General features: G+C 69.0%; 20 protein-coding genes and 2 pseudogenes. 10 read left to right on the top strand and 12 right to left on the bottom strand.

Going from position 1 to position 18,682, the window contains the following annotated elements; translation table 11 throughout:
- Positions 1-3: 3 nt before the first annotated feature.
- From ABD830_RS08265 to ABD830_RS08255, 3 genes are read right to left on the bottom strand one after another with little or no spacing between them, the layout of a single operon-like run.
- On the bottom strand, positions 4-831 hold the full coding sequence (locus ABD830_RS08265; protein ID WP_344985886.1) for a carbohydrate ABC transporter permease: 828 nt from the start codon (positions 829-831) through the stop codon (positions 4-6).
- Positions 828-1,757: a carbohydrate ABC transporter permease gene (locus ABD830_RS08260; RefSeq protein WP_344985885.1), complete on the bottom strand. Its 930-nt coding sequence runs from the start codon at positions 1,755-1,757 to the stop codon at positions 828-830. Before ABD830_RS08260 ends, ABD830_RS08265 begins: the two co-directional genes overlap by 4 nt.
- Positions 1,754-3,007: an ABC transporter substrate-binding protein gene (locus ABD830_RS08255; protein WP_344985884.1), complete on the bottom strand. Its 1,254-nt coding sequence runs from the start codon at positions 3,005-3,007 to the stop codon at positions 1,754-1,756. The genes ABD830_RS08260 and ABD830_RS08255 overlap by 4 nt, the downstream gene beginning before the upstream one ends.
- 277 nt (positions 3,008-3,284) lie before the next feature.
- Here ABD830_RS08255 and ABD830_RS08250 point away from each other — a divergent pair, with 277 nt between their 5' ends.
- Both ABD830_RS08250 and ABD830_RS08245 read left to right on the top strand, forming a co-directional pair.
- Positions 3,285-4,340 (top strand): LacI family DNA-binding transcriptional regulator, encoded by a 1,056-nt coding sequence (locus ABD830_RS08250; protein ID WP_344985883.1) that lies wholly within the window; start codon positions 3,285-3,287, stop codon positions 4,338-4,340.
- Positions 4,341-4,404: 64 nt separating this feature from the next.
- The gene (locus tag ABD830_RS08245) at positions 4,405-5,310 is read left to right on the top strand and encodes a WXG100-like domain-containing protein (RefSeq protein ID WP_344985882.1); all 906 of its coding nucleotides are present in this window, start codon (positions 4,405-4,407) and stop codon (positions 5,308-5,310) included.
- Positions 5,311-5,328: 18 nt separating this feature from the next.
- Here ABD830_RS08245 and ABD830_RS08240 read toward each other — a convergent pair whose 3' ends face one another.
- The 6 genes and pseudogenes from ABD830_RS08240 to ABD830_RS08225 form a co-directional block, all read right to left on the bottom strand.
- Entirely contained in the window at positions 5,329-5,682 is a 354-nt protein-coding gene (locus ABD830_RS08240) for a YbaB/EbfC family nucleoid-associated protein (RefSeq protein ID WP_344985881.1), read from the bottom strand.
- Positions 5,683-5,699: 17 nt separating this feature from the next.
- A complete protein-coding gene (locus ABD830_RS08235; RefSeq protein ID WP_344985880.1) occupies positions 5,700-6,053 on the bottom strand; it encodes a hypothetical protein in 354 nt (117 codons plus the stop codon).
- 274 nt (positions 6,054-6,327) lie between these two features.
- Positions 6,328-6,549, bottom strand: a pseudogene (locus tag ABD830_RS54110) (hypothetical protein); the annotation flags it as partial.
- A gap of 133 nt (positions 6,550-6,682) precedes the next feature.
- Positions 6,683-6,874 (bottom strand): annotated as a pseudogene (locus tag ABD830_RS54105) (hypothetical protein); the annotation flags it as partial.
- A 308-nt stretch (positions 6,875-7,182) separates the two neighbouring features.
- Positions 7,183-7,986 (bottom strand): hypothetical protein, encoded by an 804-nt coding sequence (locus ABD830_RS08230; protein ID WP_344985879.1) that lies wholly within the window; start codon positions 7,984-7,986, stop codon positions 7,183-7,185.
- Between the two features lie 139 nt (positions 7,987-8,125).
- Positions 8,126-9,169, bottom strand: a complete 1,044-nt coding sequence (locus ABD830_RS08225; protein WP_344985876.1) for a LacI family DNA-binding transcriptional regulator — start codon at positions 9,167-9,169, stop codon at positions 8,126-8,128.
- Positions 9,170-9,375: 206 nt separating this feature from the next.
- On the opposite strand from ABD830_RS08225, the gene ABD830_RS08220 reads away from it, so the two are divergent.
- From ABD830_RS08220 to ABD830_RS08200, 5 genes are all read left to right on the top strand, one after another.
- A complete protein-coding gene (locus tag ABD830_RS08220; protein ID WP_344985875.1) occupies positions 9,376-10,656 on the top strand; it encodes an ABC transporter substrate-binding protein in 1,281 nt (426 codons plus the stop codon).
- A complete protein-coding gene (locus ABD830_RS08215) occupies positions 10,653-11,594 on the top strand; it encodes a carbohydrate ABC transporter permease (RefSeq protein ID WP_344985874.1) in 942 nt (313 codons plus the stop codon). The genes ABD830_RS08220 and ABD830_RS08215 overlap by 4 nt, the downstream gene beginning before the upstream one ends.
- Positions 11,591-12,412, top strand: coding sequence for a carbohydrate ABC transporter permease (locus tag ABD830_RS08210; protein WP_344985873.1), 822 nt, complete (start codon positions 11,591-11,593; stop codon positions 12,410-12,412). The genes ABD830_RS08215 and ABD830_RS08210 overlap by 4 nt, the downstream gene beginning before the upstream one ends.
- Before the next feature lie 19 nt (positions 12,413-12,431).
- Complete coding sequence (locus tag ABD830_RS08205; protein WP_344985872.1) at positions 12,432-13,934, top strand: glycoside hydrolase family 43 protein; 1,503 nt, start codon at positions 12,432-12,434, stop codon at positions 13,932-13,934.
- A 67-nt stretch (positions 13,935-14,001) separates the two neighbouring features.
- The gene (locus tag ABD830_RS08200; protein ID WP_344985871.1) at positions 14,002-15,207 is read left to right on the top strand and encodes a cytochrome P450; all 1,206 of its coding nucleotides are present in this window, start codon (positions 14,002-14,004) and stop codon (positions 15,205-15,207) included.
- Positions 15,208-15,264: 57 nt separating this feature from the next.
- On the opposite strand, the gene ABD830_RS08195 is transcribed toward ABD830_RS08200, so the two are convergent.
- Positions 15,265-15,432, bottom strand: coding sequence for a hypothetical protein (locus tag ABD830_RS08195; protein ID WP_344985869.1), 168 nt, complete (start codon positions 15,430-15,432; stop codon positions 15,265-15,267).
- Between the two features lie 80 nt (positions 15,433-15,512).
- Complete coding sequence (locus tag ABD830_RS08190; RefSeq protein WP_344985867.1) at positions 15,513-15,656, bottom strand: hypothetical protein; 144 nt, start codon at positions 15,654-15,656, stop codon at positions 15,513-15,515.
- A 67-nt stretch (positions 15,657-15,723) separates the two neighbouring features.
- On the opposite strand from ABD830_RS08190, the gene ABD830_RS08185 reads away from it, so the two are divergent.
- Positions 15,724-16,509: a FadR/GntR family transcriptional regulator gene (locus tag ABD830_RS08185; protein WP_344985865.1), complete on the top strand. Its 786-nt coding sequence runs from the start codon at positions 15,724-15,726 to the stop codon at positions 16,507-16,509.
- A 193-nt stretch (positions 16,510-16,702) separates the two neighbouring features.
- Positions 16,703-17,200 carry a hypothetical protein gene (locus ABD830_RS08180; protein WP_344985864.1) on the top strand — a complete coding sequence of 166 codons (498 nt, stop codon included), beginning with the start codon at positions 16,703-16,705 and terminating at the stop codon, positions 17,198-17,200.
- Between the two features lie 81 nt (positions 17,201-17,281).
- On the opposite strand, the gene ABD830_RS08175 is transcribed toward ABD830_RS08180, so the two are convergent.
- Positions 17,282-18,142 carry an NAD(P)-dependent oxidoreductase gene (locus ABD830_RS08175; RefSeq protein WP_344985862.1) on the bottom strand — a complete coding sequence of 287 codons (861 nt, stop codon included), beginning with the start codon at positions 18,140-18,142 and terminating at the stop codon, positions 17,282-17,284.
- Between the two features lie 73 nt (positions 18,143-18,215).
- Here ABD830_RS08175 and ABD830_RS08170 point away from each other — a divergent pair, with 73 nt between their 5' ends.
- Positions 18,216-18,623, top strand: a complete 408-nt coding sequence (locus ABD830_RS08170; RefSeq protein WP_344985861.1) for a MerR family transcriptional regulator — start codon at positions 18,216-18,218, stop codon at positions 18,621-18,623.
- Positions 18,624-18,682 lie beyond the last annotated feature (59 nt).

The following is an 18,682-nucleotide window of genomic DNA, read 5'->3' as shown; positions in this document are numbered from 1 at the left end:
CTCCTAGCCCTTGATGGCGCCGGCGGTCATCCCGGCGACGATCTTGCGATTGAAGAAGATGAACAGCAGCAACGGTGGGATCGTGATGAGCACGATGTCCATGAAGAGCAGGTTCCACTGGGTGTTGTACTGGCTCTGGAAGTTGTAGAGGGTGACCTGCACGGTGGCGTTCTCGTCGCCGGGGGTGAAGTAGAGCGGGTTGACGAAGTCGTTGAAGATGGCCACCGATGTGGTCAGGACCACGGTGATGGTGACCGGCCGGAGCAAGGGGAAGATCACCCGGAAGAACAGGGTGAGCCCGGTGCAGCCGTCGATCATGGCGGCCTCGTCCAGCTCGCGCGGGATGGCCGCGATGAACGCGCGGAACAGCAGCACCGCGTAGGCCAGGTTGAAGGCCACCTCGATCAGGATCAGCCCGGGGAGGGTCTTGAACAGGCCGAGTGCCTGCAGCAGCCAGATGGTGGGCACGATCGCGGGTGGGATGATCAGCCCGGACAGCACCAGGAAGTTGGCCATCGAGCCGAGCCGGCCCGCGCGGCGTTGCAGCACGAACGCGGCCATCGCGGCGAAGACGACGATCAGCGCCACTGACGCCACGGTCAGGACCGTGCTGTTGACGTAGGCGCGTAGCAGGACGAAGTCGCGGGCCTCGATCACCTCGGTGAGGTTCTGGACGATGGGCCAGTTCGTCGGCCAGGCGAAGTCGAGGTCGGTGGCCTGGGTCTGGTCCTTGACCGCGGTGAGCAGCATGAGGGCGAACGGGACGAGGAAGATCACGGCCGCCAGGGTCAGGGCGACGGCCTCGGCGCCGAACCTGCGCAGGACTGTCATGCGGCCACCTGCCTTTTGCCGAGGACGTAGTTGAGCGGGACGACGATGGCGGTGACGACGATGAACAGCAGCACGTTGCCGGCGGTGGACAGGCCGAAGAAGCCGGCCTGGTACTGCTTGTAGATGATGGAGGCGATGGTGTCGCTGGTGAAGCCGGGTCCGCCGCGGGTCATCGTCCAGATGAGGTCGAAGGAGCGCAGGCCGCCGATGAAGGACAGGATGATGACGGAGTAGGTGGCGGGCCAGGACAGGGGGAGCGTGACGTGGCGGAAGCGGTGCCAGGCGCCGCCGCCGTCGACGGCGACCGCCTGGTAGTAGTCGCGGGGGATGGACAGGATGCCGGCGATGTAGATGACGGTGGCGATGCCGACGCCCTTCCACACGTCGACGAGGGCGACCGAGAGCAGGGCGGTGCTCGCGTCGCCGAGCCAGTCGGGCCCGTCGATCCCGACCAGGGCCAGGGCCTTGTTGACCAGGCCGGTGTCGGGCCGCAGCAGCGCGCTGAAGGTGATGCCGACCGCGACCGTGGAGACGAGGACGGGGAAGAACACCACCGAGCGCAGGAAGCCGCGCAGCCGCAGTCTCGAGGTGAGCAGCACGCCGAGCAGCAGCCCGAGGACGACCTTCAGGCCGCTGGTGACAACCGCGTAGAAGAGGGTGTTGACGAAGCCGATGCGCAGGTTCTGCTCGGACAGGAAGTCGCGGAAGTTGTCCAGGCCGACGAAGGTGCTGTCGAACAGGGTCCAGCGGGTGAGCGCGAAGTAGAAGGCCATGACCGTCGGCACCAGGAAGATGACGAGGTACACGACGGCGGCCGGCAGGTAGAGCGCGTACGGGTAGGCGGACTTGCGCCTGACCGGGCGGGCGGCCCCCGGTTCTGGCGTGACGCCGGCTCCCTGCCGTGGCTGGGCCGCCTGCTCGGTCACCACCCCGCGAGCCCCAACTGCTTGGCCTGCTTCTCCACGTCCTTGTCGTACTGGGCGGCGCCTTCGGCGGGCGGCGTCAACCCGGAGCCCACCGCGACGGTGATCTGCTCCAGCGACGGACCCTTGACCGGCGAGACGAACTCCAGCGCCGGCGCCGTGGCGCCCCTGTCGATGTACGCCTGGAGGTCCTTGGCGGCCTGGATGGCGTTGTCGGGCAGTTTGGCGCCGGTGATCCGGTACGGCCCGGACGGCTGCACGGCCTTGCTCACCGCGTCGGCCGCCGCCGGCGAGGCGATGAAGGCCAGGAACTTCTTGGCCGCATCGAGGTTCTTGGTGCTCTTGGGGATGTAGACGGCGCTCGGCTCCCAGAGCGTCGCGCCGTTCTTGGCGGGGTCGGTGCCCGGGATCCCGAAGAAGCCGACGTCAGTGGCGGCCTGCGGCATCGAGGCCACCAGCGGCGGCAACTGGGCGCTGAGCATCGGATAGTGCGCGCCCTTGCCCTCCACCAGCATCTTCATGCCCTGATCGGCGGTGGCCGAGCCGAAGCCCTCGTTGAGGTAGCCCTTGGCGTGCACGTCGGCAAGATGCTGGAACCCGGCCGTGGCGGCCGGGGTGGTGGCGAACTTGGCCTTGCCCGCGGTGTAGTCGGCGGCGAAGTTCGGCACGGCGGCCTGGACGTTGTAGAAGTCGCCCAGCACGAAGAGTTGCGAGGTCCAGGTGTCCTTGAACGTCGAGACCACCGGGCTGATCCCCGCAGCCTTGATCTTCGCGTTGTTGGCCATGAACTCGTCCCAGGTCTTGGGCACCTGCAGACCGAGCTTCTCGTAGATCTTGCGGTTGTAGAGGATGCCGCCGCCCATGGCGGTGCCGAAGGGCACGCCGAACGCGTGGTCGCCCTGGGTCACCACCGGCAGGTAGTCCTTCTGGACGTTCTGCAGCACCGGGTCGCCGGTGAGGTCGACCAGGGTCTGGGACGGGTTGAGTGCTTGGAGCAGCGACCCGGAGTTGTACAGGAACACGTCGTCCATGTCGCCGGTCGAGAGCTTGGTCTTGACGATGTTGTCGCCCTCGCTGCCGGCCGGCCGCGTCTCGGTGTCGATCTTGATCTTGGGGTTGGCCTGCATGAACGCGGTCGTCATCGCCTTGGCCGAGTCGACGGCTCCCTGTCCGTTGTCGATGAGGAACTTCAGGGTGACCGTGCCGTCGGCGGCCGGCTCGGAGCCTGAGCCGCAGGAGGTCAGGGCAGTCATCGTGAGAACGGCCAGTGCCGCTCCCAATGTGCGATGAGAGGTCTTCACAACGCCCCTCCGGGTCCGTTGAATCGTTTTAACGCCCCCCGATTCCAGTTAACGTAAGCGTTACGTGGTACGGCGTCAAGGCTCGATTTGAGGAACGGTCCCCGATCGTGATCCACGTGGGGCCCCCGGTGTGAGGATCGTCGGACCTTTGCGATGGGTATCGTTATCCATCACGGCGGCGGGTCCGAGCTCGTACAATCGGGTCGCGTCTAGTCGAGCGAGGTGCCAGATGGTCACGCGTGACGGGCGGCGGCGGGTGACGATCAGCGATGTGGCCAGCCATGCCCAGGTCTCCACCACAGCGGTGTCGAAGGTGCTGCGCAACGCCTACGGCGTCAGCGAGGCGATGCGCGCCAAGGTGCAGGCGGCCATCGACGAGCTCGGCTACCGCCCGCACGCCGCGGCCCGGGCCATGCGGGGGCGCACGTTCACCATCGGCGTGGTGCTGCCGCACATCAGGAACCCGTTCTTCGCCGACATCCTCGACGGCCTCGACGAGCAGATCGCCGGCGCCGGCTACCAGGCCATCATCGTCCAGGGCGGCACCATGGACCCCGGCTCCGAGGGCCGCGCGATCGACGCCCTGGTGGACCGGCAGGTGGACGGCATCTTCATCGTCGCCCCGGTCCTCGCCAGGTCCCGGCTCGAGGAGACGGCCAGGAGCACGCCCACCGTCGTGCTCGGCCGCCACGACCGCTCGGCGGTCTACGACTCCGTGCTCGACGACGACGAGGTGGGCGCCGAGCTCGCCGTCGAGCACCTCATCGCGCTCGGCCACCGCCGCATCGCGCACATCTCGCAGAAGGACAGCGGCCCGTCCCGCTCCGTCGCGTGGCTGCACACCATCAGGGCCAGGACGTACGAGCGGGTGATGGCCGAGCACGGCCTGGCCGAGCACGTCGCCGTCGTCGCCACCTCCTACACCGAGGAGGGCGGCTACCAGGCCACCAGTGAGCTGCTGGCCCGCAGTCTCCGCCCTAGCGCGATCTTCGCGGGGGCCGACCAGGCCGCCTTCGGCGCGCTCGCGGCCATCCACGAGGCCGGGCTCACCGTGCCCGGCGACGTATCGGTGGTCGGCTACGACAACGCCCGCGTGACCGCGCTCGCGCACATCTCGCTGACGAGCGTGGACCAGGACGGGGCCATCATGGGCAAGACGGCCGGGCGGCTGCTGCTCGAGCGCATCATCGAGGGGCGCACGTCCGCGGTCCGCTTCTCTGTCACCCCCACCCTGGTCGCCCGCCGCTCCACCGCCCCGCCTCGCGCCATAACCGACCAGAAATAGGGAGATTTGTGGCGGCTTTGGGGCTAACGTGGCAGTCGATGTTGAGAGAGAAAGGGTCTGCTACGTGAGTCCGTCCCCCAAGCTTCCGATCGCGGGGTTCATGCTCTCCGCCGTCGGTGTCGGCGCCGTGGTCAGGCAGATGCTGGCTGTCGCTTATCCCGACGGCGACCCGGCCAAGGCGCGCGAGGCCGCGGAGCTGCTGCGGCGGCTGGCCAGGCGGGTGGACACCAGCTTGGACGACGTGGAGGAGGCCGCGAGCAGGGTGTGGCGGCCGCCCATGTCCGGCGCGGGCGTCGACGCCTTCAGGAAATACTTCAACGACGAGGTCGCGCCCTATCCGCCGCGGGTGTCCGCGTACCTCCGCGGGCTGGCCGACGCGGTCGACGACTACGCGGACATGCTGGAGCAGACCCAGCACGCGCTGCGGACCATGGCCATGATCCAGTGGATCGAGCTGCTGATGTTCTTCTGCTGGCCGGCGATCGACAGGAAAGTCCAGGCCATGATCAACTGGGCGATGCGCAAGGCGCAGGCACGGCTGCTCGTCAAGATGTTCGAACACGAGGTGGGCAAGCGGTTCATCTACGCCGTGGGCGGCAGTCTCGCCTACGCGGCCCTCGACCAGGCGCTCATCGACGGGTTCAAGCTCGCGAGAGGCGAGGACATGGGGTCGTGGAGCGACCGCGGCGAGTACATGCTGAAGAACTTCGCGGCGGCCATGGTCTTCTACCACGTGGACCCGGCCAACTTCGGAAAGGCCGCCAACCTGCTGCCGAAGAACGACGCGGCGCGCAATGCCATGGTGTTCCTGACCGGATCCACCATCTTCAGCACCACGGCGAACGCGCTCAACCGACCCGGCGACGTGATCGACGATCCGGCCAGCCTGTTGCCCACCTGGGAGCAGATGCTCGCCAAGCTGGGTGTCGCCGCTGGTCAGGACCAGTTCAGGCGCTGGCGCGGCCTCTGACCGCCGGTGAGCAGGTGGCTAGCCCTGGTTGAACCGCCTGACCTCGTCGGCGAACGGGGTCAGGCCGTCCGTCATCATCCTTTCCATCTGCGCGGTCAGGTCCGCGGCGGCGGCGTTCGCGGCGGCGAGCACCGCCTCTGCCAGCGCGTCCGCGCCGAGCCGCATCGCCCGCGGGTCGATGCGCACACTTCCGAGCGCGCCGCTCGCCAGCACCTCGGCCGTCACCTGGCCATTGGCCGCCTCGCCTCGGCCGCGGACGGCATTGAGGCCCTCCTGCAACTGCTCCAGCGGCCGGGTGTCGGCCTGGAACTCGGCGAGAAAGCGGCGCATCTCCTCGTCGAGGAAGGGCGCGCCGTCGTCCGGTGTGGTCATCAGGTCTCCAGAAGACGTCAGGGGGTGAGCTTTCCGTCCGACTCCGAGTACTCGGGTGGGTCAGACACTTTCGGCAGGGATTCGATGGTGGCCCAGTTCGCGACGTCGAAGGTGGTCTTCATGCCGGCCAGCCGTTCGCCGACGCTGGGATAGACGTCGCGCAGTGCGTTGACGTACGTCTCCGCTTTCTTCAACGCGGTGGAGTAGCCCTGCCTGAACCTGTTGCCCGCCTCGTCCGTGCCCGCGAAATCGCCCAGTGCGAAGAGGGCGTCGAGAATCCCGCGGGCATCCCTCGCCAGTTCCTCGTGCTCGGTCGTGAATCCGCCGGCCGCGCTCGTGAAGGTGCTCCCGTGGACCTCGGTGGGCGGCATGCCCGGACGTGGGAGACCAGGTGAGGTCGGCGAAGGGGTGGGGGCGGGATATGTGGGGGCGGGGTATGTGGGGGCGGGATACGTGGGGGCGGGATACGTGGGGGCGGGATACGTGGGGGCGGGATACGTGGGGGCGGGATACGTGGGCGTGGAAGGAGTCGGCGAAGGCTGGGACGGTCCGGTGGACGTCGGAGTGGGTGTGGCCGTGGTGGGCGACGCCGTGGGTAATGGGGGCGGAGTGGAGGGATCTGTCTCGGACATGTCCCTACATTACCTACAGGGATAGTCGCCTGCTGACTCGGACGCTGGTGGACACGGTCCTGAGATGCGGGGCGACCTCCTCGTCCGGCCGCATGTCGAGAACGGGATGCCCGTCGGCCGCCCAGTGCATCCGGCGGATGGCGGTGCTCCTGCCCTTCGCGTCCGGGGCGGTGAGGGCATGGTAGACGACGAGCGGCAGGCCGTCCTCGTCGTGGCTGAACGTGTTGTGCCCCGGCCCCCACTCCCCGGTGGCGGGCGTCGGTGGCGAGGACGGGGGCGTTGAGCTTGGTCCAGTTCGCCGGGTCGAGCAGGTCGCGGCCGGAGGCGGCGGTGGCCAGGCCCATGACGTACGTCGGGCCGACGGCGGAGCCGGAGTAGGTCATGACGATCCGGTCGCCGTGCCGCACGACGAAGGGGCCCTCGGCCACATTCCCGTCGTTGAGGTCCCAGCCGTACTCGGCGCTGATCAGCCGGACGGGATCGCTCGTCAGCCGCCACGGGTCGGCGGGATCGACGGTGGCGATCGAGGATGCCGGGCGCGGACCCCTGGCTTCAGCCATGGGGGCAAGCCCGGCGCGGGAGTGCCCCTCAGGGCGCGAGCGTGCATGGACGAGAACAGGCTGCGGCGGCCCATCCAGTGCGGGTATGGTGGGTCGTGGTCGAACACGCGTGTGATAACCAAGCTCGCGAGGGAGGCCAAGGCAGGATCTACTCACCGCCGGGAGGGCGGAGTCCGCGCAGCCCAGGCCGGGTGTGCGGGCTGGGGCGTGGAAACCCGTGCATGCGGGGCCGGAAGGTGAATCGCCAAGCAACAGCGTCGCGACCATGCGCGTAGCCGCACGGTTGGGACGGCTGGAATCTCCCGGATTCATCCGTGGGGAGCGCTCCAACCGTGATGTAGCGCTGGGACCAGGCGACGTAACCGCGTCCGGCGCCCTCGAAGTACGTCATGTCGAGGGAGCTGCCGGGGTGCTCCCGGTCCAGTTGGAGCGGGCTGCCGTCGGCCTTGAGGACCGGCCGGGCCGCCTCCTGCCTGCCGCCGTCTCGTCCACCGGCAGGCAGGAGGCGGCCCGGCGGCCTGAGCCGAGCGGGCGGTTCGGGGGCCGGCACGAGCGGTGCCCCGAACCGGGCGGGCAGCGGCTCGGCGTCGAGCGAGCGTCTTCATGGTGGTGAACATCCGCTCGCCCGCGCCGTCCGTCCACCACAGCACATACTCGTCGCGGGCGCCGTCATAGACCGCGCGGGGCCGGAAGACGCGGCCGCCCGCGCCGAGATCGACCGTGCCGAGATCGACCGCGGCGAGATCCACTGGGCCCAGTTCCTCGTAGTGGACGAGGTCGGGCGTCGTGAAGATCAGAACGTACGGTTCCGGGGTCCCGTCCGGCAGGCACGCGGTGGCCACGACGCCGTACCCGGTCGGGGTGTGGAAGAGGTGGGGATCGGCCAGCGTGCGGATGCGCCGCACGTCCTGGACGTCCGTCATGACGGCGCCCGCCACGGAGATCGCCGCCTGGACGGTGCCGGCCGACCGGCTCGTGATCACGCCCTCGCGCACCTCGAGGTCCGGATGGCCGGTGCTCAGCACCGCGTCCGGCCCGATGGACGTGCCCGAGACCAGGACCGGCGGCAGGACGACGCGGTCGTACGCCTGCAAGGAGCCGCCGGATGGCATCTGCGTCCTCCCCTCATTGCGTTGTTAGCGCTAACACTCAATTTTCGAGGCTGACGGCCGCGATGTGCGCGCCACGTTAGGCAGCTGTGCGGAGGCTGTCAACCCGCGATACGTACGGCAATAATCCAGAAAGTTTCGGTCAGTGGGCAGGGCGCGCGGTGCTGCCCCTAATGATCAGATCGGTGCCGAGCTCGACCCGGCTCTGCGGCAGCGGCTCGCCCCCCACGAGCTTCATGAGCATGCCGGTGGCCGCGACGGCCATCTCGCAGAGCGGCTGGCGGACCGTGGTGAGCGGCGGGTTCATCCACTCCACCGAGGGCAGGTCGTCGAAGCCGACGACGCTGAGATCGTGGGGGATGCGCAGACCCAGCTCGTGGGCGGCGCGGTAGACGCCGGTTGCCTGCCCGTCGTTGCAGGCGAAGATCGCGGTCGGTGGCTTCGGCAGGCGCAGCAGCCGGTGGGCCTGGGCGCGGCCGCCCTCGATGAGGAAGTCCCCCGAACCGATCAGCTCGGGGTCGGCGGCCACCCCGGCCAGGTCGAGCGCGGTGCGGTAGCCGTCGAGGCGGGCCCTGCTGGGCAGCGCCCAGTCGGGGCCGGTGATGATGGCGATGCGGCGGTGGCCGAGGTCGAGCAGGTGGCGGGTGGCCGACAGGCCGCCGCTCCAGTTTCCCGCGCCGACCGAGGGGAAGCCCGGTCCGGGGTCGCCGGACGGGTCGACCAGGACGATGGGGATGTCACGGGTGACGAGCTGCTCGCGCTGGTCGTCGGTCAGCCCGGAGAACACCCCGATCACCCCGCTGGGGCGGCGGCTCAGCACGCCCTCGATCCAGCCGCGACCCGGGGTTTCGCGGTCCGGCGCGTCGGAGATCACCACGGCCAGGTTGTGCTGGCGCGCGACCTGCCCGACCCCTTTGATGATCTCGACCGGGTAGTCGCCTCCCAGTGCGTGGATGACCACCTCCACCAGGGCGGCGGGGCTGACTCGCCGCCGCTGCCTGCGGTAGCCGTGCCGGCGGATGAGCCCCTCGACGAGGGCGCGCGTCTCGGGGGCGACCTCGGAGCGGCCGTTGACCACTTTGGAGACGGTCGCGGTGGACACGCCGGCCAGCTCGGCCAGCTCGGTGATGGTCAGCGGCCGGGCGGGCGGGGTGTCGGCGTCGAACGGCTGCTCGGTCGCGGTCATGGGGCGCAGTCTAGCCCGATTGATTTCGGGGATCTTACGCCTGTGTTCTTGACGGGTTTCCTCATGCCTGCTTAGAGTCCCCGATTAACAATCGGGCCTGGAACCGAAACTTTCAGGCAAGCTGCGAACCCTACCCAAGGAGCGCAGCGTGCACCCCGCCCGCCACCGCGCTCCGCTCCTGACCCCCACCCCGGAAGAGAACAACCGTGAAATTCCGTATCGCAACCCCAGCCGCGCTCCTCGCGGCCATCGCCCTGACCGCCACCGCCTGCGGAGGCGGCTCCGGCAGCACCCCGTCGCAGCCGTCGGGTGACGGCAAGTCGTTCGAGTTCTGGTCCTTCTCCGGGATCAACCAGAAGGCCTCGGTCGACGAGTACCACAAGGTCAACCCGAACGTGCAGGTGAAGCTCACCGAGGTGGGCGGCTCGACCGAGACGGCGCAGGCGCTGACGACGGCGCTGGCCGGCGGCAAGGTGCCCGACCTGGTGCTCATCCAGGGCGACGACCTGCCCAAGTTCGTGCAGCAGCCGCAGAACTTCTACGATCTGCGGCAGCTCGGCGCGGACAAGATGAAGGGCGACTACCTCGACTGGGTCATGAGCCAGAGCACGGCCAAGGACGGCTCGATCATCGGCATCCCGACCGACGTGGGCGGCATGGCCATCGCGTACCGGACGGACCTGTTCAAGGAGGCCGGGCTGCCGACCGACCGGGAGGAGGTCGGCAAGCTCTGGCCCACGTGGGACGCGTTCATCGAGACCGGCAAGAAGTACGTCGAAAAGACCGGCAAGGCGTTCATCGACAACGCCGAGACCAGCGTGTTCTACCAGGCGGTCAACCAGGGTCCGCAGAAGTACTACGACCCCCAGGGCAACGTCGTCTACAGCACCAGCCCGCAGGTCAAGACGGCCTTCGACCTGTCGCTCAAGGCCGTGGCGGCCGGGATCAGCGCTAAGCAGACCTCGTTCACCGAGGGCTGGAGCGCGGGCATGGGCAAGGGGCAGTTCGCGGTGATCTCCGCGCCGTCGTGGCTGCTGGGCCAGATCCGCAGGAACGCCCCCGACACCAAGGGCAAGTGGGACATCGCCAAGATCCCCGGCGGAGCCGGCAACTGGGGCGGCAGCTACCTGGCCATCCCCAAGGGCGCCAAGAACGCCAAGGCCGCCTGGGACTACATCTCCAAGATGCAGTCGCCGCAAAGCCAGCTCACGCACTTCCTGGACTCCGGCTCGCTGCCCACGACCCCGTCGGTCTACCAGGACCCCAAGCTCATTGCGAAGAAGGACGAGTTCTTCTCCGACGCGCCGATCGGGAAGATCTACACCGAGTCGCTGCTCGGGCTCAAGCCGTTCTACATCGGCCCGGACAGCGCGGCCATCGGCCAGGAGTTCCTGAACGCCATCACCAGCGTCGAGCAGGGCAAGGGTGACCCCGCCAAGGCCTGGGACTCGGCGCTGACCAACATCAAGACGGCGATCGGCAAGTGACCGCGACACTCGACAGGGTCGCGGACGCGCCCCCCATCACGACCCGGGTCCACCAGAGCGTCGGCGAGCGCATCGCCCCCTACGCCTACATCGCGCCGTTCTTCCTGATCTTCGCGGTGTTCGGGCTCGTCCCCCTGCTGTTCACGTTCTATGTCGCGCTGTTCGACTGGAACCCCATCGGCGAGCACGTCTTCGTCGGCTTCGACAACTTCACCCGCCTGTTCGGGGATCCCCGGTTCTCGAACGCCCTGTGGAACACCCTCAGCATCTGGCTGCTGTCCACTCTCCCGCAGCTGGTGCTCGCGCTGGGCGTGGCGCACCTGCTCAACCACGCCCGGCTGCGGCTGGCGGTGTTCTTCCGGATGTCGATGCTGGTGCCGTACATCACCTCGGTGGCGGCCACCGCGATCGTCTTCGCCCAGATGTTCGACCGTGACTACGGTCTGCTCAACTGGCTGCTGGGCTTCGCGGGCATCGGGCCGATCGACTTCAAGCAGTCGGTGTGGGGCAGCCACCTGATGATCGCCGTCATGGTGACGTGGCGCTGGTTCGGCTACACGACGCTGCTCTACCTGGCCTCGCTGCAGGCGATCCCGCGGGCGATCTATGAGGCGGCGGCGGTGGACGGCGCGGGCGGGTGGAAGCAGTTCCGCCACATCTCCCTCCCGTCGCTGCGCCCGGTCATCGTCTTCACGATCGTGACCTCGACGATCGGCGGCCTGCAGATCTTCACCGAGCCCCTGCTGATGTCCCGCTCCACGACCTGCGGGGCGATCCGGCAGTGCCAGACGCTCACGTTGTTCCTCTACGAGCAGGCTTTCGGTCAGTTCCAGTTCGGCTACGGCGCCGCCATCGGCGTGGCGCTGTTCGTCCTGATCATCCTGTTCGCCGCGCTCAACTACGTCCTGTCCACCCGCATCCGCCCGGGGAAGTCATGAACGATCGGATCCGCTGGTGGACCTACCTGCTGATCGGCCTGGCCACGCTCGTCTGCCTGTTCCCGCTGTACTGGATGTTCGTGGTGGCCACCACCGACTCGGCGACGGCCACCCAGCTGCCGCCCGAGATCGTGCCCGGCGGCAACTTCTTCGAGCTGGCGGGGCTGGTGTTCTCGACCGTGCCGTTCGTGCGCGCGATCATCAACAGCCTGATCGTGGCTGGGACGATCGGCGTCGGGCACGCGGTGCTCTGCACGCTGGCCGGCTTCGCCTTCGCCAAGCTGCGCTTCCCGGGCCGGAACGCGCTGTTCCTGATCGTGGTGCTGACCATGACCGTGCCGACGCAGCTCGCGGTCATCCCGCAGTACATGATCATCTCCTCGCTGAACTGGGTGGACACCCTGCAGGCGCTCATCGTCCCGGGTCTGGCCAGCGCGTTCGGCATCTTCTGGATGCGCCAGCACCTGTCCTCGACGATCAGTGACGAGATCCTGCAGGCCGCTCGCATCGACGGGGCGAACACCTGGCAGATCTACTGGCGCATCGCGTTCCCGCTGGTGCGGCCGGCCGCCTTCGTGCTCGGGCTGCTCGGCTTCGTCTACTCGTGGAACGACTTCCTGTGGCCGTTCATCGTGCTGAAGTCGCCCGAGATGTACACCGCGCAGATTGCCATCAAGGCCCTGCAGAACAGCTTGGACATCGACCTCGGCCTGGCCATGTCGGGATCGTTCCTGTCCACGCTGCCGCTGGTGGTGCTGTTCGTCTTCGTCGGGCGCCGCATGGTGGCCGGGATCATGGACGGCGCCTTCAAGGGCTGACCTTTCGAAAAGGCTCAACGTGAACGTCTACGACAACCCGGTCGTGCCCGGGTTCCACCCGGACCCCAGCGTGTGCCGGGTCGGCGAGGACTACTACCTCGTCTGCTCCAGCTTCGAGTACGTCCCCGGCGTGCCGATCTTCCACAGCCGGGACCTCGTGCACTGGCGCCAGATCGGCAACGTGCTCGACCGGCCCTCACAGCTGGACCTGCCCGCGGACGTGCCCGCCTCGGGCGGCGTCTTCGCGCCGACGATCCGCCACCACGACGGCCGCTTCTACATGATCACCACCAACGTGGGAGCGGGCGGCCACTTCGTCGTCACCGCCGAAGACCCCGAAGGTCCCTGGTCAGACCCGGTCTGGATCGACCTGCCCGGCGTCGATCCCGACCTGGCCTGGGACGAGGACGGCTCGTGCTGGTGCACCACCTCGGGCAACCAGGTGGCGCGCATCGACCCGGCGACCGGCAAGATCCTGGAGGGGCCGTACCCGATCTGGTCGGGCACCGGCGGGAAATATCCGGAGGCGCCGCACCTCTACCAGGTGGACGGCTGGTGGTACCTGCTCATGTCCGAAGGCGGCACCGAGCGCGGCCACGCCGTGTCGATCGCCCGCGGCCCCTCGCCGCGCGGCCCCTTCGAGCCCGGGCCGGTCAACCCGATCCTGACGCACCGCGGCACGGACCGGCCCATCCAGAGCACCGGTCACGCCGACCTCGTGCAGGCCGCCGACGGGACCTGGTGGATGATCCTGCTCGGCGCCCGCCCGCGCGGCTACTCGCCCGAGTACCAGGTCCTCGGGCGGGAGACCTTCCTCACCCCCGTGCGGTGGGAGGACGGCTGGCCCGTCGTGGGCCCCGTCGAGGAACGCCACCCCGCACCCGCCGCCTGGCATCCGCTGCCCGAAGAGCCGTACCGCGACGACTTCGACGCCGGGGCGCTCGCGCCGTACTGGATCTCGCCGCGCAGCCGCCCCGACGGGTCCTGGTCGCTGGGCGACCGCCCCGGCTGGCTGACCCTGCGCGCCACCGGGCCGACCCTCGACCGGCCCGGCCACACCTTCGTGGGGCGCCGCCAGCAGCACCACGACTGCCGGGTCGCCGCCCGCCTCGATCCCGGGTCCGGCACGGCCGGGCTGTCCGTCCGCATGGACGAGGCGCACCACTACGACCTGGAGGTGAGCGAGGGGCGGGCGCGGGTGATCGCGCGCATCGGCCCGCTGCGCCAGTGCGTGGCCGAGCGACCGGTGCCGCCCGGGCCGCTCACCCTCACTCTGGACATCCGCACCCGCGACGTCCTGCCGCCCTCGGTCATCGAGCCGACCGCAGAGGCAACGGGCGTCGGCGCCAGGGGACCCGACACCATCGACTTCTCCGCCGACGGCGCCCTGCTGGCCTCGCTGGACGGCCGGTACCTGTCCACGGAGGTGGCGACCGGTTTCACGGGACGGGTGATCGGCATGTACGTCACGGAGGGGAGCGCCGATTTCGACTGGTTCGACTACCGATCCGGGGATGTTTAAGGTCCTTGCCTTACTAAGGCGTCCTCCTTATGGTTGGCGGTGAATTGTCAACTACATAGAGGGCGTCATGACTGAGACCATGCCCGATTACCCCTTCTCCCGGGAGAAGGCCCTGGAGCCGCCGCAGGAGTGGGCCGAGTTACAGGAGCGCTGTCCCGTGGCCCACATACGGCTGCCGAGCGGCGACACGGCCCAGCTCCTGACCCGCTACGAGGACGTCCGCTCGGTGCTCGCGGACCCTCAGTTCCGGCGGGGCGGCGAGGGCGCCGCGCGGATCTCCACGACGGAGGACGGCGGGATCTTCGCCCGCAACAGCAACTCCAGGGTGCGGGAGGGCGAGGGCCACCTGCGGTGGCGGCGGCTGCTCAACAAGTCCTTCACCATCCGGAAGATGGAGACGTGGCGGCCCCGGGTGCAGCAGATGGCCGACGAACTGGTGGACGACCTGGTGAAGTCCGGCTCGCCGGCCAACCTGTCGGCCCAGCTGGGCCTGCCGCTGCCGGTGCGGGTCATCTGCGCCCTGGTCGGCGCCCCCAGCGAGGACCAGGACAAGTTCGCGCACTGGTCGCAGGTCATGCTGACGCTGACGCGCTACACGCAGGAGGAGGTGCGGCAGACGTACGAGGAGTTCGGCGCGTACGTCTCCGCCCTGGTCGAGGAGAAGCGGGCGAACCCGGGCGACGACCTCCTCAGCGAGCTGACCCAGATCTCCGACAGCGAGGACGGCAGGCTCAGCCACGAAGAGCTGATCACCACCGTGATGGCGCTCCTGCTGGCCGGGCACGAGACCACCTCCAACATGATCGCCATCATGACGGCGATGCTCCTTGCGGAGCCGGAACGCTACCAGGCGGTCATCGACGACCCCGAGCTCATCCCGGGCACCGTCGAGGAGGTCCTGCGGCTCGACACCACGCTCAGCGTGATCGGCTTCCCCCGGGTCGCCACCGAGGACACCGAGCTCAGCGGCACCGTCGTGCCCGCGGGCGGCACCGTGATCCCGTGCCGGCCCGCGGCCAACCGGGACCCGCGCAAGTTCGACGACCCCGAACGGTTCGACCCGCGCCGCGAGAACGCCGCCCAGCACCTGAGCTTCGGCGTCGGCTCGCACTACTGCCTCGGCCAGCCGCTGGCCCGCCTGGAGCTGCAGGTCGTGCTCGGCACGCTCACGCGCCGGCTGCCCACCCTGCGCCTGCGGGACGGCGCCGACGAGCTGCGCCTGCGCACCGGACTGCTGTCCGGCGGGCTCCAGGACGTCTGGGTCGCCTGGTGAGCTCGTGAGGCCGGTGCGGGCATCCGCGCCGGCCTCACACCAGAGCCTGGTCCACGGTCAACCGGGGCGGGGCTTTCGCTCCCACGGCCACCGGTAGGACGGCGGGTAGGCGTGGAGGCGGAGCCGGAGGGTGAGGGTGACCGTGATGCCGGCGGGCAGTTCGACCGTGAGGTGCGGCCCGTTCACCGCCGCCTCCGTGACCGACCGCACCGGCTCGTGGTGCACGTACTCGGTGTCGTGCCCGGTCCACCCGGGCTCAGCTCGTAGCGCACCCTGGCCTGCTGCAGGCCGACGTTGTAGACGACCTACAGTCCGCCCCACATCAGCTGCGCCAGGGCCTCGGTCGCCACGGGGTTGACGTTCTGCCAGGGGTGGATGTCCGGTTCGGGCAGGTCGCGATCGGCGTTGGCGAGCAGCAGCGCGATGCGGCGTCGAAGATATGACATCATACGTGTGACGTATTCACAATGGCTTAGACTGAGGGGTGTTCACCCGAACGCGCGGATGGGGGTTGCGTTGACTGAGCAAGCGACGACGGATCCATGGGATGCGCCGCCGCCGGGCGGCGCCGGAAAGCGGCCGCCGCGCCGCGTCCGCGGGGCCAAACTGGGCACCACCGTGGTCGAGCAACTCGTCGACGACATCGTCCGCGGCGCGCTCCGGCCGGGCACGTCACTGCCGCCCGAGGCCGACCTCTGCGAGGAGTTCGGGGTCAGCCGGACGGTGATCCGCGAGTCCGTCAAGGTGATCCAGGAGAAGGGCCTGGTCAGGATCGAGCACGGCCGCGGCACCCAGATCACCGACCCCCGTCAGTGGAACCTGCTGGACGACGTCGTGCTCACCGCCGTGATCGCGCACGACAAGAACGTGGCGTTCCTGGACGAGCTGGTGGCCGTACGCACGGCCCTGGAGGCCGAGATGGCCGCTGCCGCGGCCCTGGCGCGCACCCCCGATGACGAGGAGCGCATCGACGCCGAGCTCGCGGTCATGCGGGCCAACCTCGCCTCCACGCCCGACTTCGCCGCGGCGGACGTGCGCTTCCACGACATGATCATGGTCGCGTCCGGCAACCGGCTGGGGCGGGCCATCGTCAACCGCATCCACGACAAGGCCCGGACCAGCATGCTCTACCACGGGGAGTACAACGAGGCGGTGATGCGCCAGACGCTGGACGAACACCAGGCGATCAAGGACGCGATCGCGGCCGGTGACCCGGAGGGGGCGGCCGCGGCGATGCGCCGGCACATCACCGACTCCTGGACCCGCCGCCGCCCGACACCCTCACAGGGCGCCACGGCGTAGGACTCCCGCACCCGAGGGGCGATGACGCGGGGCACAGCCGGTGCCGGTATTTCTGCGCGGTGCCGTGGGACGGCTGGGAGCTACCTTCCTCGGGTGCACGTGAGCCGGCGCACGCCGCCTCGGCCGGCGACAGGCGTGCCACTCCCCGCGCAGTCCCGCGCGGGGGGGCCGGATTCACACCTTGGAGATCCGTATGACCATGCCATTGACCACTCCGGTCCGCCGCCGCACGGGCCTGCGCCTGTCCGCGCTGGCCGCCGTGGCGACCGTGGCGGTGGGCGCGCTGCTGGCGGGGAACGCCACGTCGGCCGAGGCGGTGCCGCCGGAGGTGATCAGCCGCTGGAACAACGAGCTGATCCACAGCAACTCCATCAGCCCCGGCTTCAGCATGTTCCTGGCCTCGGGCGCGTACACGATCACCGCGAAGCTCACCGCGCAGAACACCGGCTCCGCCGCGATCACCTACACGTGCCTGATCAGCGCCGCCGGCGGCGCCGACACCGACTTCGCCGAGGTCACCCTGCCGCCCAACGGCAAGCAGGGCGTCTTCGTCAACGTCGTGCACACCTTCGCCGGCACCGGCCAGCTCACCTTCGCCTGCACCAAGCCCGCGGGCACGGCGCAGGTGCGGATGCAGCAGGTGAAGATCACCGCGATCAAGGTCAACACGCTGGACAACCAGCCGTTCTGACCTCGGTCCGGACCGCGGGCCGGAGGCGCTCCCACCCCGCCTCCGGCCTCTCCGGCCGCTTGGAGCCTGGTGGGGGATCGGTCAGTCGTCGCCGGGTTTGCCGAACTCTTCGATCAGCACGGGATACTGCTCCCGACCGTGTCCGGCGGCGATCGCCCGGTCGGCCATCGCCTTGATCAACTTTGGTAGTTCGGTGTTGACACCCGCCGCTTCGCTTTCCTCGATCAGATGGGTCATCGCGCGCGCGTCGGTCTCCAGGGCCGACACCTCGGCCGGGAAGGAGCCGTTGTCGATCTGCTCGGCGTACCCGGGCAGCCATTCGGCCACCACGGCGGCGATCTGCCGCGCGAACGGCGCATACGTCACGGCGTCCACACCGGCCGTCCTGAGCAGCGCAGTGCCCTGGAGCCAGGCGTTCAGGACGCTCCACATCATGGCGAGACCGGCCACGTCGTACAGGGACGCCAGCCCATGGTCCGCACCAAGGTAGGTGACCGTGCCGAGCGCGCCGAGTGCCGGCTGGTGTGCCTCGAAGTCCGGCTGCGGCCCGCTGTGCAGAATCACCGCCTCGGCGGTCCCGATCGCCGGCGGGATGGCCATGATGGCGCCGTCCAGGTAGCGGGCGCCACGCTGCTTCGCCCATCGGGCGGCCTCCCGGGCCTGGCCCGAGTCGCCCGAGGTCAGGTTGATCAACATCGTGCCGTCCAGCTCGACGTCGCTCGAACCGAGCAGCTCGTACATGGCCGGGTAGTCGGTGACGCAGATGATCGTCAGGGAACCTGCCTTGAGCGCGTCGCCGACCGTCGGCGCCGGCCGTGCGCCCTCGGCCACCAGCTGGTCGGCCTTGGAGCTCGTACGGTTCCACACGGTCGTGGGATGCCCGGCTTTCAGGAACGCGCCGGCGAGTGCCCGGCCCATAAGTCCGAGTCCGATGACTGTCACGGGTGTATCGGTTCTGCGGTTCATGGCAGCATCGTCAACGTTGATACCGGTATGAAGGTCAAGCGAGGTCTCGATGCTGATCGGGGAACTGAGTCGCCGGACGGGCGTGAACGCCCATCAGTTGCGCTACTACGAAGCCCAGGGACTGCTGGAGGCCGACCGCGGCGCGAACGGTTACCGCGAGTACGACGAGCAAGCCGTGCTGCGCGTGAAGCAGATCCGGCACCTGCTTGGCGCCGGTCTGTCCTCTGAGGACATCGCGTACCTGCTGCCCTGTGCGGTCGGAGAGGCCCCGGAGCTGCTCGGGTGCCCCGAGTTGCTGGCCGCGATGCGGTCACGGCTGCGGCTGCTGGACGATCAGATGGACAGGCTCGCCCAATCCCGCGACGCTCTCGCCGACTACATCGACGCGGCCGAGCGCATGGGCAGCGAGAGCTATCCACCCTTGGACGATGCCCACCAGGAGTGCGTCCCCGCCTGAGCAGCGGGGCCGTGCGCCCGGATCGGACCGCTGACCGGCCCACGACCATGCCAGGAGAC

Source organism: Nonomuraea helvata, assembly GCF_039535785.1.
Classification (GTDB): domain Bacteria; phylum Actinomycetota; class Actinomycetes; order Streptosporangiales; family Streptosporangiaceae; genus Nonomuraea; species Nonomuraea helvata.
This window is presented reverse-complemented; position numbering and strand designations above follow the sequence as displayed.